10 protein-coding genes are annotated in these 14178 nt (G+C 59.6%); all 10 read left to right on the plus strand.

What is annotated here, in order from left to right; all coding sequences use genetic code 11:
* Window positions 1-6 precede the first annotated feature (6 nt).
* Window positions 7-1281 (plus strand): hypothetical protein, encoded by a 1275-nt coding sequence (locus C8N34_RS13985; RefSeq protein WP_108129331.1) that lies wholly within the window; start codon window positions 7-9, stop codon window positions 1279-1281.
* Window positions 1278-5723 carry a coiled-coil domain-containing protein gene (locus tag C8N34_RS13990; protein ID WP_108129332.1) on the plus strand — a complete coding sequence of 1482 codons (4446 nt, stop codon included), beginning with the start codon at window positions 1278-1280 and terminating at the stop codon, window positions 5721-5723. Before C8N34_RS13985 ends, C8N34_RS13990 begins: the two co-directional genes overlap by 4 nt.
* Before the next feature lies 1 nt (window position 5724).
* On the plus strand, window positions 5725-6180 hold the full coding sequence (locus C8N34_RS13995) for a tail fiber assembly protein (protein ID WP_108129333.1): 456 nt from the start codon (window positions 5725-5727) through the stop codon (window positions 6178-6180).
* A gap of 73 nt (window positions 6181-6253) precedes the next feature.
* On the plus strand, window positions 6254-7474 hold the full coding sequence (locus tag C8N34_RS14000; RefSeq protein ID WP_145693617.1) for a hypothetical protein: 1221 nt from the start codon (window positions 6254-6256) through the stop codon (window positions 7472-7474).
* Window positions 7475-7484: 10 nt separating this feature from the next.
* Window positions 7485-8177, plus strand: a complete 693-nt coding sequence (locus C8N34_RS14005) for a hypothetical protein (RefSeq protein ID WP_108129335.1) — start codon at window positions 7485-7487, stop codon at window positions 8175-8177.
* Complete coding sequence (locus C8N34_RS14010) at window positions 8177-10621, plus strand: baseplate megatron protein TIM-barrel domain-containing protein (RefSeq protein ID WP_108129336.1); 2445 nt, start codon at window positions 8177-8179, stop codon at window positions 10619-10621. Before C8N34_RS14005 ends, C8N34_RS14010 begins: the two co-directional genes overlap by 1 nt.
* An 8-nt stretch (window positions 10622-10629) precedes the next feature.
* Window positions 10630-10869, plus strand: a complete 240-nt coding sequence (locus C8N34_RS14015; RefSeq protein WP_108129337.1) for a hypothetical protein — start codon at window positions 10630-10632, stop codon at window positions 10867-10869.
* Entirely contained in the window at window positions 10866-11069 is a 204-nt protein-coding gene (locus tag C8N34_RS14020) for a hypothetical protein (protein ID WP_108129338.1), read from the plus strand. Before C8N34_RS14015 ends, C8N34_RS14020 begins: the two co-directional genes overlap by 4 nt.
* Window positions 11056-13389 carry a phage tail protein gene (locus tag C8N34_RS14025; RefSeq protein WP_108129339.1) on the plus strand — a complete coding sequence of 778 codons (2334 nt, stop codon included), beginning with the start codon at window positions 11056-11058 and terminating at the stop codon, window positions 13387-13389. Before C8N34_RS14020 ends, C8N34_RS14025 begins: the two co-directional genes overlap by 14 nt.
* A gap of 71 nt (window positions 13390-13460) precedes the next feature.
* Complete coding sequence (locus tag C8N34_RS14030) at window positions 13461-14177, plus strand: peptidoglycan-binding protein (RefSeq protein ID WP_145693616.1); 717 nt, start codon at window positions 13461-13463, stop codon at window positions 14175-14177.
* Window position 14178: the final 1 nt, after the last annotated feature.

Consider the following 14178-nt stretch of genomic DNA (forward strand, 5'->3'; position numbering starts at 1 on the left):
GGTGAGATGAGCGTATTCCTCCCGGTGGTCCCGAATTGGCGTTTCCCAGTCAGGGACACCTATGAGTTTCGCACCGAGATCCTTTCTTCCCGCGACGGGACTGAAAGCCGTTCGGCATTGCGCGAGCATCCGCGCAGGAAGATCGAGTTCACGGCACTTCTGGACGGAAGTCGGAACCGTGACATGGCAATGGCGATGGCTGCGGGTCGGGACGGACGGTTTGAGATTGCGGATTACACCGCAGAACCGGCCTTCATAACGGCGGTCGCAGCCACGGCAACCACGCTCACCCTGCTTTCTGATGGCCCGCCGTGGCTGGACGGGGCGTTGTCCGAAGTTGCAATCGTGTCGTCGAGGACGGCGCGCAAGGTCACGGTGGCCGGGATCGCGGGGAATACCATCACGCTTGACGGTCAGATTGGCGTCGCAATTCCCGACGGCGCAGCGATCTATCCCGTTCTCGATGTGATCCAGTCGCAGTCGCTCACGGTTTCGGTTTACACTACCAGGCTGACCTCTGTCGACATGGCTTTCGATGTCACGCCGGGCACCAGTCTCGACGATAGCAGCGACAGCGACATTCTTTCGGCCGGCGCCTTCTACGGGCGCTATGTGCTGCTGAAAAAGCCGAACTACATGCGCTCCCCCCGTCTCAATTTCGAGATGACCTTCGAGCGCGTGGATTTCGAGCGTGGGATAGTGAACACCTACGCCCCGGTCCCATTCACGCGCCGCTCGCTGTCTGCTGAATATGTCGGCTTCGACCGACCGGGCGTGCGCGAACTGCTCGACCTGTTTCTGCGGAACAAGGGGAAACTCGGTGAGATTTACGTCCCGACATGGGGGGATGACTTTCCCCCTGTCATCGGGATCACCGGCACCACGCTCACGGTGGCCGGAAGAACGTTCTACGATGCCTATGCGACAGATGAAGCCCACACCGCATTTCTGCTGAAGAAGTCGAACGGGGATATGGTTCCCTTCGAAATCCAGAGCATGTCGCTTTCCTCGGGAAACACGGTTCTGACGCTGGACAGAACGGTTGGGTTGAGCCCCGTGGAGGTTTCATCGGTGTCGTGGATGCACGTCTGCCGGTTTGCAAACGACGCACTGGTGATTGACTGGGAGACGAACACCATCGCCTCGGTCGTCCTGCCATTCATCAGCCTGAAGAACATGCCGGTGGAAAATCTCTATGGGTCCAACTGGATCCTCGCGACCGGCTATTGGCGCGATCTCGGCCAGTGGGAAGACACGGCGACCTGGAAGGATTTCCCATGACCATCGAACCGATTGCAAATGGCGAATCCGGCCATTCGGTACGCCTGAAGCTGAACGAGCTGATCGGCAACCACTACACCAACGCGCAGGGTGCGGCGCTTGAGGATAACGTTGCCCAGCAAATCGCTGATGTGATCGAAAGGGCGCAGGCCGCCGAGAATGCGGCCGAAGCTGCTGGCACGCAGGCGGTTCAGGCCAATGAAACCGCAACCACTTTGCGCAACGAGTTCGACAGTCTGACGGTCGATTTCACCGGATCGTTGCTGGATGCCCTGGATGCGATTCAGGCAGAAGCACAGGCCCAGCTCGACAACGTTGCTCAGCAAGTGAACACCGATCTGGCTGCCGTGCAGTCGCAAGTGAACACCGATCTGGCTGCCGTGCAGTCGCAGATTTCAACCGACCTGTCAGCGATTGCGAGCGACCTTGCTGCCGTCGAAGGCGATATTGTTCAGATTCAGGTGGATCAGGCCGCGCTGGATGCCGTCGTCTCGAATGGGCTTGCTCAGGTAAATTCGGACATCGCCGGGCTTCGGACGGAAATCAACATCGACGATTTGCGCATCTTCAAGGAAGAGGATGCAACGGATCGTGTTCTGGAACTGCTCGCCGGGTTGAAGATGGAACTGGCGTTCACTGACAAAAAGGTCAGGGATGCGGGCATCTATGTCGACCCAGCCAACGGCACGGTGAAAATCCGAGCCCTTGAAAGCACTTCGGAAAGGGTTTCTCAGGCTGAAATCGACATCAACGGCGTCAAGTCGGAAGTCGCGCTGAAAGCGTCCGTGACCTATGTGAACACGGCGATCAGCAACGCGCTTCTGGACCCGTCACAGATTCCGATCGTCGACGAACTGTCGCTGCGGGTCACCGCCGCAGAGGTGCGACTGGATGGTCAGGACGCATTGATTGAACTGAAAGCCGATGCGCTCACGGTGAACGGTATCGAAGTCAGGCTCAATCAGGCCGAAGTGGACATTGACGCACTGGGCGCAGCTATCGCGCTGCGTGTGACCACCGCAGAGTTTCAGGCGGCCGAAAGCCGGCTGACGGCTGCCGAAATCGTGCTGAACGCTCTGGACGTGCCGAGCATCACCGCCACGGTCACAGATCAGCGCGGTCTCGATGAATCCTTCGACGCCAGCGCCTTCTCTTCGCTGGGTGCTCTGCTTGGGGGATATCGCGACCGGCAGAATACGCGCGAGGCGTTCGCATCGGCGCAGCAACAGCTGCGTGCCGTGGTCGATGAAAACTACGCCGCAGAGTCTTCTGCTCGACTGACCCTGGCAGCACTCGTCGATGATACGCGGGCCACGTTGCAGGTTGAACAGATCGCGCGTGCGACCGCAGACGAGGCGATCTCCGTCCAGCTTACCAACCTTGATGCCTCGGTGACCGGCGTTTCAAGCAGCCTGAGTGCCAACTATTATACCAAGGCCCAGACTGACGCGGCGACGGCAGCCGCTACCCTTGCGCTCAAGAGCGAGATGGAAGGTGCCGGGGGCAGCATCGGCCTGCTGTCGGCAACCTTGTCGCAGGACTATTACACCAAGGTTGCAGTCGATTTGCAGCTTGCGCAGGCATCCACGACCCTCACCTCGGGTTACGAGGGTGCGATCGAGGATGAAACCGCGTTCCGCAACCTCGCCAATCTGCTGCAGGCCTATGATGCGATCAAGGGCCAGAGGCAGGCTCTCGCTTTCGCTCAGCAGCAAATCCGAACCGTGGTGGACGAAGGCTTCTCTGCCGAAGCGACCGCGAGAACGCAGCTTGCCGCTCTGCTCGACAATACGCGCGCCACGCTTGAAGTGAACTATTACACGAGATCGCAGACGGATTCTGCGATCTCCACCGCGACGCTTGCGCTGGAAGCCGAATTGACCGGGCCGGACGGTATCGTCAGTCTGCTGGAAGCCTCGCTCGAACAGAACTACTATACCAAAGCAGCGACAGATTTTGCGATCGCGACTGCAACCCTTGCCCTGAAAAGCCAGATGGAGGGGCCGACCGGCAGCATCGGGCAACTGTCCGCCAACCTCACGCAAAACTATTACACGAAGACCGCCGCTGATCTCGCGACGGCAGCGGCAACCCTTGCCCTGAAAAGCCAGATGGAGGGTGCCGGGGGCAGCATCGGGCAGTTGTCGGCCAATCTCTCGCAGAATTATTACACGAAGACTGCAGCAGATACCGCTACGGCGGCGGCAACCACCGCGCTGAAAAGTCAGATGGAAGGTGCCGGAGGCAGCATCGGACAACTGTCTGCCAATCTCTCGCAAAACTATTATACGAAGACTGCGACCGACAGCGCGATTTCCACGGCGACGACCACTCTGAAAAGTCAGATGGAAGGTGCAGGGGGCAGCATCGGGCAACTGTCTGCCAATCTCTCGCAGAATTATTATACGAAGACTGCAGCAGATACCGCTACGGCGGCGGCTACCACCGCGCTGAAAAGCCAGATGGAAGGGTCAACCGGCAGCATCGGGCAACTGTCGGCCAACCTGTCTCAGAATTATTACACGAAGACCGCGGCTGACGTGGCGATGGCTGCGGCCACCGCGACCTTGAAAAGTCAGATGGAAGGCGCCGGGGGCAGCATCGGGCAACTGTCTGCGACCCTGACCCAGAACTATTACACGAAGACCGCGACTGACACTGCGATCTCGGCCGCTTTCACCACGTTGGAAAGCACGATCAATGGCGTGGGGGCGAACGTCGCGTCTCTTTCGGCCAATCTCTCGCAGAACTATTACACGAAGACTGCGGCAGACACTGCGATCTCTGCTGCAAACACGAGCCTGCGGAGCCAGATGGAAGGCTCCACCGGCAGTATCGGGCTGCTGTCTGCCAACCTGTCGCAAAACTATTATACGAAGACCGCAGCCAATACCGCGATCTCGAATGCAACCACCACGCTGAAAAGCCAGATGGAGGGCCCGACCGGCAGCATCGGGCAGTTGTCGGCAACCCTGAGCCAGAATTATTACACCAAAGCTGCTACCGACAGCGTGGTTGCCGGCGCTGTGACGACAATCAATACCTCGATCGGGGATCTGAACGGCGACATCACTGATGTCCGGGCACTGCGTCTGAATAACCTGAACGGCACATCGTTCGGTACGCTGTTGCAGAACCTCGGCGTTGCGTCGAACGGGACATCCGCTTTCGTCACCAACGTCGGCACGGCGATCAGCGATCTTCAGGGGAATGCTTCTGCTGGCTATCTGATCAAGGCTCAGGCCGGGAACGCGGTGTCGTTGCTCGATCTGATTGCGGCCGACGGAAGCGGGGCTCCGGTTTCGATTGCAAAGATTTCGGCGCAAGACATCCTGCTGGAAGGTTCCGTCGCGGCATCGCAACTGGTTGTCACAGATTTCAGCGGCAACCTTGTGCCCAACCCGGCCTTCATTTTCGGGGATCTTCGCGGCTGGTCCGGGGTTCCGTCCAGCTTCTCGGTTGTGGCGAAAGGCGGTACACATTCGGCGCAGCAAGGTTCTCCGACCAAGAACATGCTTCGGATCGAAACGGATACCGGGACGACCCGCAGCGCCATGCTCGCATCTTTCCCGGTTGAAGGGGGGCAGACGTTCCGGTCCCGCTATCAATACGCCACGGGTGGCTCGTCTCGGGATGTTTCGCTTTCGCTGCGGTTCGCCTGGTACGATGCTGACGATGTGCAGATCAGCATTTCGACCGTCGCTGTCGCCAGCAATGCTTCCAACACTTCCTGGGTGACTTCGCCGCTGGGGCAGGCTGTCGCGCCGACGGGTGCAGCGAGAGTCGAAGTTTCGATGCGGCGTCTCTCCGGTGGCGCCGGCAATGCGTATCTGACCAACTTCGAAATTATCCGCCAGCGCACCGGCTCCACGCTGCTGACACCGAACAGCATCACGACCGATCTCGTGACCACGGATGATTTTGTCGCATGGTCGACCGCTCTGTTTGGCGGGCTGATGGCCTCTACGAACTATGTCAGCGGGGAGAGCGGCTGGAGGATCAACGTCAACGGCGACGCCGAGTTCGGCACGCTGGCACTGCGCAAGAATGCAATCACCGTGCCGGTGCGTTCCTACTCGCCGGATTTCGTCGATGTGACTTCCGACAGCAGCTGGACGACCGTCGCCCTGATCAAGGTGCGCAGAACCGGCGTGGCGACCGAGTTCATGTTCACTTGTTCGCTTGACGGCTACGGTTCCGGCTCCGCTCAGTTCAGGTTGCTGCGAGGTACAAACAATGTCGTGCGCAGCGCAAGCGCGGTGACCGGGGAACGCGGCCGGCAGGCGCAGGTGGCCTTCGCAATGATCGACTGGGATGAAGGCACCGGCATGACCACCTACCGCATCCAGTGCAAGAAATCCGATCCGAACGTGACGGCGGGCTGGAACGCCAATCTTCGCGTGTTCCGTCGTTACTTCTCTGCGATCCAGTTCAGGAGATAAAATGCCAGCCTTCATCGTCTATTCATCCCTTGAAGGGGGAACTGATCGCACTGTCATCCGGTACGGGGAGGCACCGGCAGAAGACATCGAGGATCAGGCCGGAACAAATGAGATCGCCGTGGCGGTGCTCGCCTCGCAACTGGATAATTTCTACACCTATGCCCGCATCGTTGAGGACGCTCCCGAGAACACGAGCGGCAGCTATGTGGCGCAGATCAAGTATTATCCAGGTGACCAGTCGTTCGGTTTCTTCATCGGCTCCAGCATCAGTTCCGACATCACAGTGAAGCAGCAACGCGACATTCTGCTTGCGGACAGCGACTGGACGCAGCTTGCCGATGCCCCGTTGACCGCGACCAAGAAGGCGCAGTGGGCGACGTACCGGCAGGCTTTGCGGGACATTTCTTCGCAGCCCGGCTACCCCGGCAGCGTGACCTGGCCCACACCGCCCTCATAATCACTTATTAGTGGAAACTCACTCTGTAATGGTGTAACTCTTGACCTAACTTTGTGGGCGAGAGGTTTCCAGCATGGCGTGGTATCGCACCGGAACGGTGGCCGTAACGAACGGCAGCGCGACCGTGACAGGCACGAGTACACAATGGGTGTCGGCGGCCAAGACGGGCGATGCCATTCATCTTCCTGACGGTCGGATTTACGAGATCCTGACCATCAATTCCAATACCTCGATCACGCTGGCGACGAACTATCTCGGGACCACCGCCAGCGGGCAAGGCTATGCCATTCAGCCGACGCGGGGCGTTGTGCAGAATGTCTACGATCTGCTGGTCTCCTATATGTCGTCGCTGTCGGCGCAACAGGATGGCCCGCTGTCTGGTCGTTTCGGTGACGGCACCGCTTCGGCCCCCGGCATCACCTTCCTCTCGGATCAGGATACCGGCCTCTATCGTCCGAGCGCAAACCAGCTTGCAGCCGTGACGAGTGGTGTCATGCGCTGGCTTCTCACGACCACGGGCTTCACGCTGAACCTGCCGATGACAGGCACCGCCGTGACCCAGAACGACAAGGATACCACGGCCGGGCGGCTGCACAGGACCGATGACAATATCCTGTTCCATGCCCTGCGCCGGTTCGGCGGCTATTATCCGGCCGGGGGCAGTGCAAATATCGACACTGCTGTAGCTGGTGATGCGGGGCTGTATGATGCCACACTCGCAGGGACATTTCCCGCTGCATCAGGTTTTTGGTGGATCACCTCGCAGGCGATATATTCGGGAACGGCACTGTTACAACGCGCCATTCGTTACACCGGAGTGGGTACGCCACCGGCGACGGCAGATGAATATATGCGTATCCGGGCAAACGACGGCACATGGGGCGCCTGGCGGCGGGTCTACAATAGCGGATCGGTTGTCGGTCCAGTCAGTCAGTCAGGCGGTGTGCCTACCGGGGCGCTGATCGAGCGCGGCAGCAATGCCAATGGAGAATACGTCCGCTTTGCCGATGGCACCCAGATCTGTACTGCTCAGAGGATTGATACTACCGGATTAACGGTGGCAGAGGGGCCATTCTACATCTCACCTAATGATCTGACGTGGACTTTTCCCGCGAGCTTCGTCGCCGGTCCTTCCGTGAATATCATGGGTTCTCGGAGTGACCGCTTTGGTGGCGCGTTCTTGCGAGGGGCATCGTCAACGACAGGACAAGGCTTCCGTCTATTTTCAACGGTCGCATTATCAGCATCAGTGAACCTACCGCACTCGTGCATCGCCATCGGCCGCTGGTTCTGAGGGATATACCATGGACATCGTTTTTTCGCCTCTCCGCAGCGACGACAGCCTCTCGCTTCACGTCTCGGGCGACACCGTTACCTTCAACGGCATTTCGTTCAATTTCTCGCAGATCGCGGAAGGAGAAATTCTCCCCGCCTCCGCAGTCGGTTGCAACATGCTGAAAGGGAACGTCACCCGGAGCGGCGGTGCGTTGCAGCTGGAAATCCTGCTGCCCTATTCGCCCGCGGGGGATGTGAACGGGGATGGCGAGATCACCGATATGGATGTGCCGGAAGCAATCCGGTTCCCGGCCCCGCTGTCGATCTCTGAAAATGGTCCGATCTCTGCGCCGGGTCTTTCCGAGCATCAGGGTATCACGGGGCAGGGGACAATCGACTGGTCCAAATTGGTGACCGTCGCACATCAGAAGCAGGATCGCCTGAACGAATGGCGCGCTTCCACTTCGATCCCGAAGCTGGAACTGCTTCTGAACCTGGTGAAAGCCGAAATCATCTCGGAAGAAAGCGCGATGTCGTCGGACATCCCTGCCGAGTTCGTGCCGATCATCGACGCGATGCCCAATCCGCCGCGCGCTGAAATTCGCATTCGCTGGGCGCATCTCGTCGATGTGCCTCGCTCCAGCCCGTTCGTCGGCATCGTGCAGAACGCATTCGGCTGGACTGATGAAACCGTCGACGGGCTGTTCGGCTGGGAGGACTGATGAGCTTCAGCATCATCGAAGCCAGCCGGACTCTGAAGCGCCCCGTGAACCTTTACCTGTTCAAGGGCGCCGATCCCACGCTTGAATCCATGGTCCGGTCGATGGTGATGATCCCGGGCACCACGCAGTTCGGTTACGGGACCACCAAAGTCACGACCGACGACGTGCCGATGAACTTCCTCAACGGCAGCGAACTCAGCGATATCGAAGTGTCGCTGAACGATCTTCTCTCCGTCGCCCCGGACCTTGTGTCGGTCACACTGGTTGTCGCCTGGCACGGCACGGACTTGCGCTGCGGGTCGTGCCAGATCGTGCCCAAGGTAGAATCCGCAACCGGGGCAGACAGCCCTTACGTCTGGACTGTGGGGAATGTCACCCGCGGCAACGCGCAAGTGGTCTCACAGATCAGCAGCAAGCCTGCAATCGGCGGGGCGCCATCAGATCGCTCGATCTTCGAAGCGATTGCTGCGATCAAGGCGCGCGGGCTGAAGGTGACGCTTTACCCGTTCATCATCATGGATATCCCCAGCGGGAACAGCCTGACGGACCCTTACGGTGGCGTTCGGCAGGCAGCCTACCCTTGGCGCGGTCGGATTACCTGCAACCCTGCACCCGGTCAGCCGTCCACCGTCGACGGAACGTCCGGTGCGCAGACGCAGGTGAACTCGTTCTTCGGAGTGGCGGCGTCCAACCAATTCTCATGGGACGCGACAAACAAGAAGGTCAACTACAGCGGCCCGGTCGAATGGGGCCTGCGCCGGTTCGTCCTGCACATGGCAACCATCGCGAAAGCTGCCGGTGGGGTGGATGATTTCCTTGTAGGCTCGGAACTTGTCGGGCTGACCAGGGTGCGTGCCAGCGGCAATACCTATCCTGCCGTCTCGGCTCTGGCTTCGCTGGTCACCAACACCAAATCCTACCTGCCCGGAACGCGCGTCAGCTATGCGGCCGACTGGTCGGAATATCACTCGCATCAGCCTGCGGGCGGCGGTCTCGTGTTCAACATGGACCAGCTTTGGGCTGCCTGCGATTTCGTGGCGATCGACAATTATCTGCCGCTGACCGACTGGCGCAACAGCGGGTCGAACATCGACTCCGAGATCGCCTTTTCTCCCTACGACGAAACCTATCTGCGCGATAACATCGAAGGCGGCGAATACTACGACTGGTATTACGCCTCGTCGAATGATCGCACCAATCAGACGAGGACGCCCATCGACCACTGGCGGTGGCGGCAGAAGGATATCCGCTCGTGGTGGAAGAATAACCACTACAATGTTTCTGCGGCAGGGGTCGTCAGCACCACGGCGACCTCCTGGACGGCTCAAGGGAAGCCGGTTGTATTCACGGAACTCGGCTGCCCTGCGGTGAACCTCGGGGCCAATCAGCCGAACGTCTTCGTCGATGCCAAGTCGTCCGAAAGCGCGGTGCCCTATTTCTCGAACGGAAATCAGGATCCGGCGATGCAGCGCGCCTACATCGAGGCGTGGCTTTCCTATTGGCGCGTCTACAACGAACCCGGTTTCATCGAATACGACAGCATCGGGCTGTGGGCATGGGACGCTCGCCCCTATCCGACATTCCCTTCGCGGTCTGATTTCTGGGGCGACAGTGACAACTGGCTGAAAGGTCACTGGCTCACCGGCAGACTGGTGCCGGGCCGGGCCATCGAGTCCAGCTTCTCGCAGTTTTTCGCTTTCACCAATGCGGAAAAGCCGGTGATGCGGGATGGCATTACCTTCCAGCCGTGGCCGGTTGAGCATGGTGACTTTTCGCAGGACGGCACGCTCGACAAATCCGGCCTCGACGTGACGCTTGCCGTCGGCACCGGGATCGACGCCCTGTTCAGCGCAGGGGCTCCGAGCGGTGTGCTGAATCTGATCATCTACAAGGGGCATCACGGGCTCGGCTCTGATGCGAAAAACTGGCCGGTGGAATGGAGCGGTCAGGTTGCCGGCGTCAGCTTCAAGAACAACAACCGCCTGACCGTCAGCGCGCAGTCGATCGCCACTTCCATGTCCCGGCCCGGTCTGCGCCGCAATTACCAGTTGCATTGCCCCCATGCGCTCTACGGGGAATCCTGCCGGGCGTCACTGCGGAACGCAAGTGCACTGGTGACGATCTCCGGTGCGACCTCCACCTATGTGGCCCTGAGTTCGGCGCCGCCAGTCGCGCGCGGAAAATATGCAGGCGGCCTGCTGTTCTGGACAGATGCAAACGGCACCCGCCAGGTGCGGACTATCCTCAGCATTTCTGCCACCAACCGGGTCAATGTGCGAGGGATCATCTCCGGTCTGTCGTCCGGGGACGAAGTGACGATCGCTCTGGGCTGCAATCGGAAAATGAATGATTGCCGGGATTTGCACGGGAACATTCTGAACTTCGGCGGGCAGCCCTTCATTCCGCTGCAAAGCCCGGTGTCCAGCACCTCCATCTTCTATTGAGGTGAATCATGCCGTTTCAGTTGCTGCCTCTGCTGTTCAATGTGCTGATCGGCTTCGCCATCCAGTTGATCGGCTACATGTTCATGCCTCGCCCGAAGGGTCCGAAGCCTGACGAGCTGAAAGATGCCGAGAGCCCGACAGCCGAAGCGGGAATGCCGATCCCGGTGCCGTTCGGGGACATCACCATCACAGGGGTGAATTATCTCTGGACCGGAGAGAAGGAGACGACGGTGGAGAAGGTCAAATGACCGACAGGATAACCGTCGACGATCTGCGGAAGGTGACGCTCTGCGTCAAAGGGCTGCGGCGATATTTCAATGAACGAGGTCTGGATTTCAAGGACTTCGTGAAGAACGGAATGACGGTCGAAGATGCCATGCTGCACGGTGACGAGGCGTTCATTCGGCGGGTGATCGAGATGAAAGGGCAGGGCGATGGGGAGCAGTAAGGCAGGCGGCTATGCCGAAATCCCGAAGTATCACCTCAGCGCACATCTCGGCGTTTGTGTCTATCGCCAGGGCACCGAGGTGTTGCGCGTGATGGTTGGCGACAAGGTGGCCCGCAGGCAGCGCATTTCCTCCAACACGCGCCTCGATATCGACCGGCCAAACCTCTTTGGTGGCATCAAGAAGGAAGGCGGCGTATCGGGGCTGGTGGAGGTCCTGCTGGGTGCTGCCGATCAGGTGATGCCAGAACACCTCGCCCGTCGCCTCGGCCTGACCAGTGCGACCTGTCCCGGTTTCCGTGGCATCGTCAGCCTGTTTTTCACCGGCCGCGCGAACAGCGCCGAAGACCTCGAAGCCCAGGAGGGCTACTGGGTCGAACGTGAAGTCGGGAGCGAAGGAAATATCGTGCGGGAGTTCGTGCAGCCTCCCGCCCCCATGGAAGGGGAAACGCTCGGCTTCTACTGGGGGTCGAACAATCCCTATTTCAAGCAGCCGGCTGTGCGTGTGCGGGCTATCCCCATCGGCCTGAATCCCTCCATCGCGATGATCAGGCTGCCCGATGACAGCAAGGGGCGGCAGCAATACGGGGCGAACCCGGCCCACATGATCTTCGAGTGCCTGATCAACCGGGAGTGGGGAAAAGGCGGCAGCCTCGGGCAATTCAATATCGCCTCCTACGAACGCACGGCTCAGACGCTCTACGACGAGGGCTTCGGCCTCGCGATGCTCTGGAAAAGGCAAAGCAAGATCGAGGATTTCATCAACGAGGTCATCGACCACATTCAGGCTGTCCATTACGAGGATCCCGAAACCGGGAAGATGACGCTCGATCTGCTGCGCAATGACTACGACCCGGAAAACCTGCCACTGATCGACCCGTCGAATGCCGACATGCTCAGCTTCGACCGCAAAGCATGGGGCGAAATCGTCAACGAGGTGACAGTCACCTGGACGAACCCGGAAACCGAAAAAGAAGAGACGGTCACCGCTCAGGATCTGGCAGCCATCGCCGCGCAGGGCGGGGTGAACAGCACCTCTCCGAACTACCACGGCGTCAGGTCTCAGGCGCTTGCGCAGAAACTCGCGCAGCGTGATCTGGCGGCGCAGAGCTATCCCATCGCCATTTGCGAGATGGAAGTCATTCTCGGAAACTGGAAGCTCCGTCCGGGTTCCGTCGTCAGGCTGACGTGGCCGGAACGCGGTCTGAGTGAAGTGCTGATGCGGGTTGGAGATGTGACCCGGGGGTCGTCCATGTCGAAGAAGGTCAGGGTCAAGATGCAGGAAGACATCTTCGGCCGCAGCCGTTCCGAATACAACGAGCCCGAACCGTCGCTGTGGCAGGATACCACGGTCGATCCGGGCAACGTTACCACGCTCAAGATCGGCACCGCGCCGATGTTTCTGGCGCACCTCGCACTGGATCGGGCAGACCCGGCCGACGTGCAGTATCCCAGCGCGGTTGCGGTCGTGCTTCCGGTGCGGCCGACGGCTGATTACACGGGCTACACGCTCTGGTCGACGCGCACCAAGCCGAACGGCTCCATTGTTCCGACGCAGATCGGCAGCAGAGATTTTCCGGCATCCGCACAGCTCGCTGCCGCACTTCCACAGGTTGCCAGCGGAACCCTGTCGTTCAAGAATTTCTACGGTCCTGCTGTGACGCCTGGCGATTTCGTGATCATCGGCACCACTGCCGACAGTTCGCAGGAAATCGCCATGGTGGAATCAATCAGCAGCAGCACCATGACTGTTTCGCGCGGCATGATGGACACGGTTCCGCGGGAATGGGCCACCGATACCCGGCTGTTCTTCGTTTCCACGGAAGACGTGTTCTTCGACAGCACGGAGCGCGCAGCCGGCGAAAGCGTTACCTATCGTCTCGCAACCCGCACCACCGCAGACGAGATGTCGTATGAAGATGCAACAGCGCGCAGCCTGACGCTGACCGATCGCGCCCATCTGCCGCTGCGGCCGGCGAATGTGAAAGTCAACGGACAGGCGTTCGGCGACTTCAATGCAGCAGGGATGTCGTCGTTCAGCATCACCTGGGCCAACAGGAATGCTACCAGCGAAAGTCTGCAGGCTCTGCGCTGGACCGAGAGCACAGTCACACCCGACACCGGGCAAAAGACGCTGGTGAAAATCCTCGACTACAACTTCGCTGAAATCTGGGTTTCCGAGGAAATCACAGGAACCAGCTACACCCTTCCGGTAGCCCGTTTCGGGGCTTTCAACACAGCATGGGTGCAGGTTGTGTCGATCAGGGATGGGGATGAAAGCCTTCAGGGTCATGCGATCCGGTTCATCAACGTCGGTGCCTGACGCACGTTTTGGTTGACTTTCAACTTTTGATGCGAGATTCATGCTCCAACGGCAATGTCGGAGGATGCGTCATGCCTGCTATGAATATCGGGTACACTCAACTGATCCTGGACCATGCACACGAAGCGCGGTTCTCGATCCCGATGAAAGCCTATGCGCTCGCCACTGCATTCTGGGAAACCAACCGGACCATGCTGCCGGTCGAAGAGGCATATTACCTCGGGGAGCGTGCGGAGGCTTATCGCAAGAAACTTCGTTATTACCCGTGGCACGGTCGGGGTTTCGCGCAGCTGACGTGGGAGTCAAATTATATCCGGGCCGGGAAAGAACTGGATGTCGACCTGATCAGTCGCCCGGAGCGCGCAATGGAACCGGAAATCGCGGCCCGCGTTCTTGTCTGCGGGATGCGCGACGGGTGGTTCACCGGCAAAAAGATGTCGGACTATTTCACCCGCTTCAGCACCGACTACACCAGTGCCCGCCGCATCATCAATGGCACCGACAGCGCCAAGGCGATCGCAGACATCGCGCTGCAGTATGAGCACCAGCTTTCCCCGGAACCGGACTACCCGAACATCCGCCGCGGTTCGGTGGGGGCATCTGTCTCCAAAGCGCAGATCCTGTTGTCGGCCATGGGTTACTCGGTCGGCCCGGTCGACGGCATCTTCGGCGCCAGAACCGATGCGGCGACGAGATACTTCCAGCGGTCGGAAGCCTTGAACGCTGATGGCATCATCGGCCCGCAGACATGGGCTCGCCTTCTTTCCCACGAAACCGGAGACATCTGAG

This window comes from Gemmobacter caeni (genome assembly GCF_003054195.1).
Classification (GTDB): Bacteria; Pseudomonadota; Alphaproteobacteria; order Rhodobacterales; family Rhodobacteraceae; genus Gemmobacter; species Gemmobacter caeni.

Excerpts from the sequence above, each read along its gene's own strand:
- C8N34_RS14000 (WP_145693617.1), top strand. The coding sequence starts at position 6,254 with ATGGCGTGGTATCGCACCGGAACGGTGGCCGTAACGAACGGCAGCGCG.
- C8N34_RS13985 (WP_108129331.1), top strand. The coding sequence starts at position 7 with ATGAGCGTATTCCTCCCGGTGGTCCCGAATTGGCGTTTCCCAGTCAGG.
- C8N34_RS14010 (WP_108129336.1), top strand. The coding sequence starts at position 8,177 with ATGAGCTTCAGCATCATCGAAGCCAGCCGGACTCTGAAGCGCCCCGTG.
- C8N34_RS14005 (WP_108129335.1), top strand. The coding sequence starts at position 7,485 with ATGGACATCGTTTTTTCGCCTCTCCGCAGCGACGACAGCCTCTCGCTT.
- C8N34_RS14015 (WP_108129337.1), top strand. The coding sequence starts at position 10,630 with ATGCCGTTTCAGTTGCTGCCTCTGCTGTTCAATGTGCTGATCGGCTTC.
- C8N34_RS14030 (WP_145693616.1), top strand. The coding sequence starts at position 13,461 with ATGCCTGCTATGAATATCGGGTACACTCAACTGATCCTGGACCATGCA.
- C8N34_RS14025 (WP_108129339.1), top strand. The coding sequence starts at position 11,056 with ATGGGGAGCAGTAAGGCAGGCGGCTATGCCGAAATCCCGAAGTATCAC.
- C8N34_RS13990 (WP_108129332.1), top strand. The coding sequence starts at position 1,278 with ATGACCATCGAACCGATTGCAAATGGCGAATCCGGCCATTCGGTACGC.
- C8N34_RS14020 (WP_108129338.1), top strand. The coding sequence starts at position 10,866 with ATGACCGACAGGATAACCGTCGACGATCTGCGGAAGGTGACGCTCTGC.
- C8N34_RS13995 (WP_108129333.1), top strand. The coding sequence starts at position 5,725 with ATGCCAGCCTTCATCGTCTATTCATCCCTTGAAGGGGGAACTGATCGC.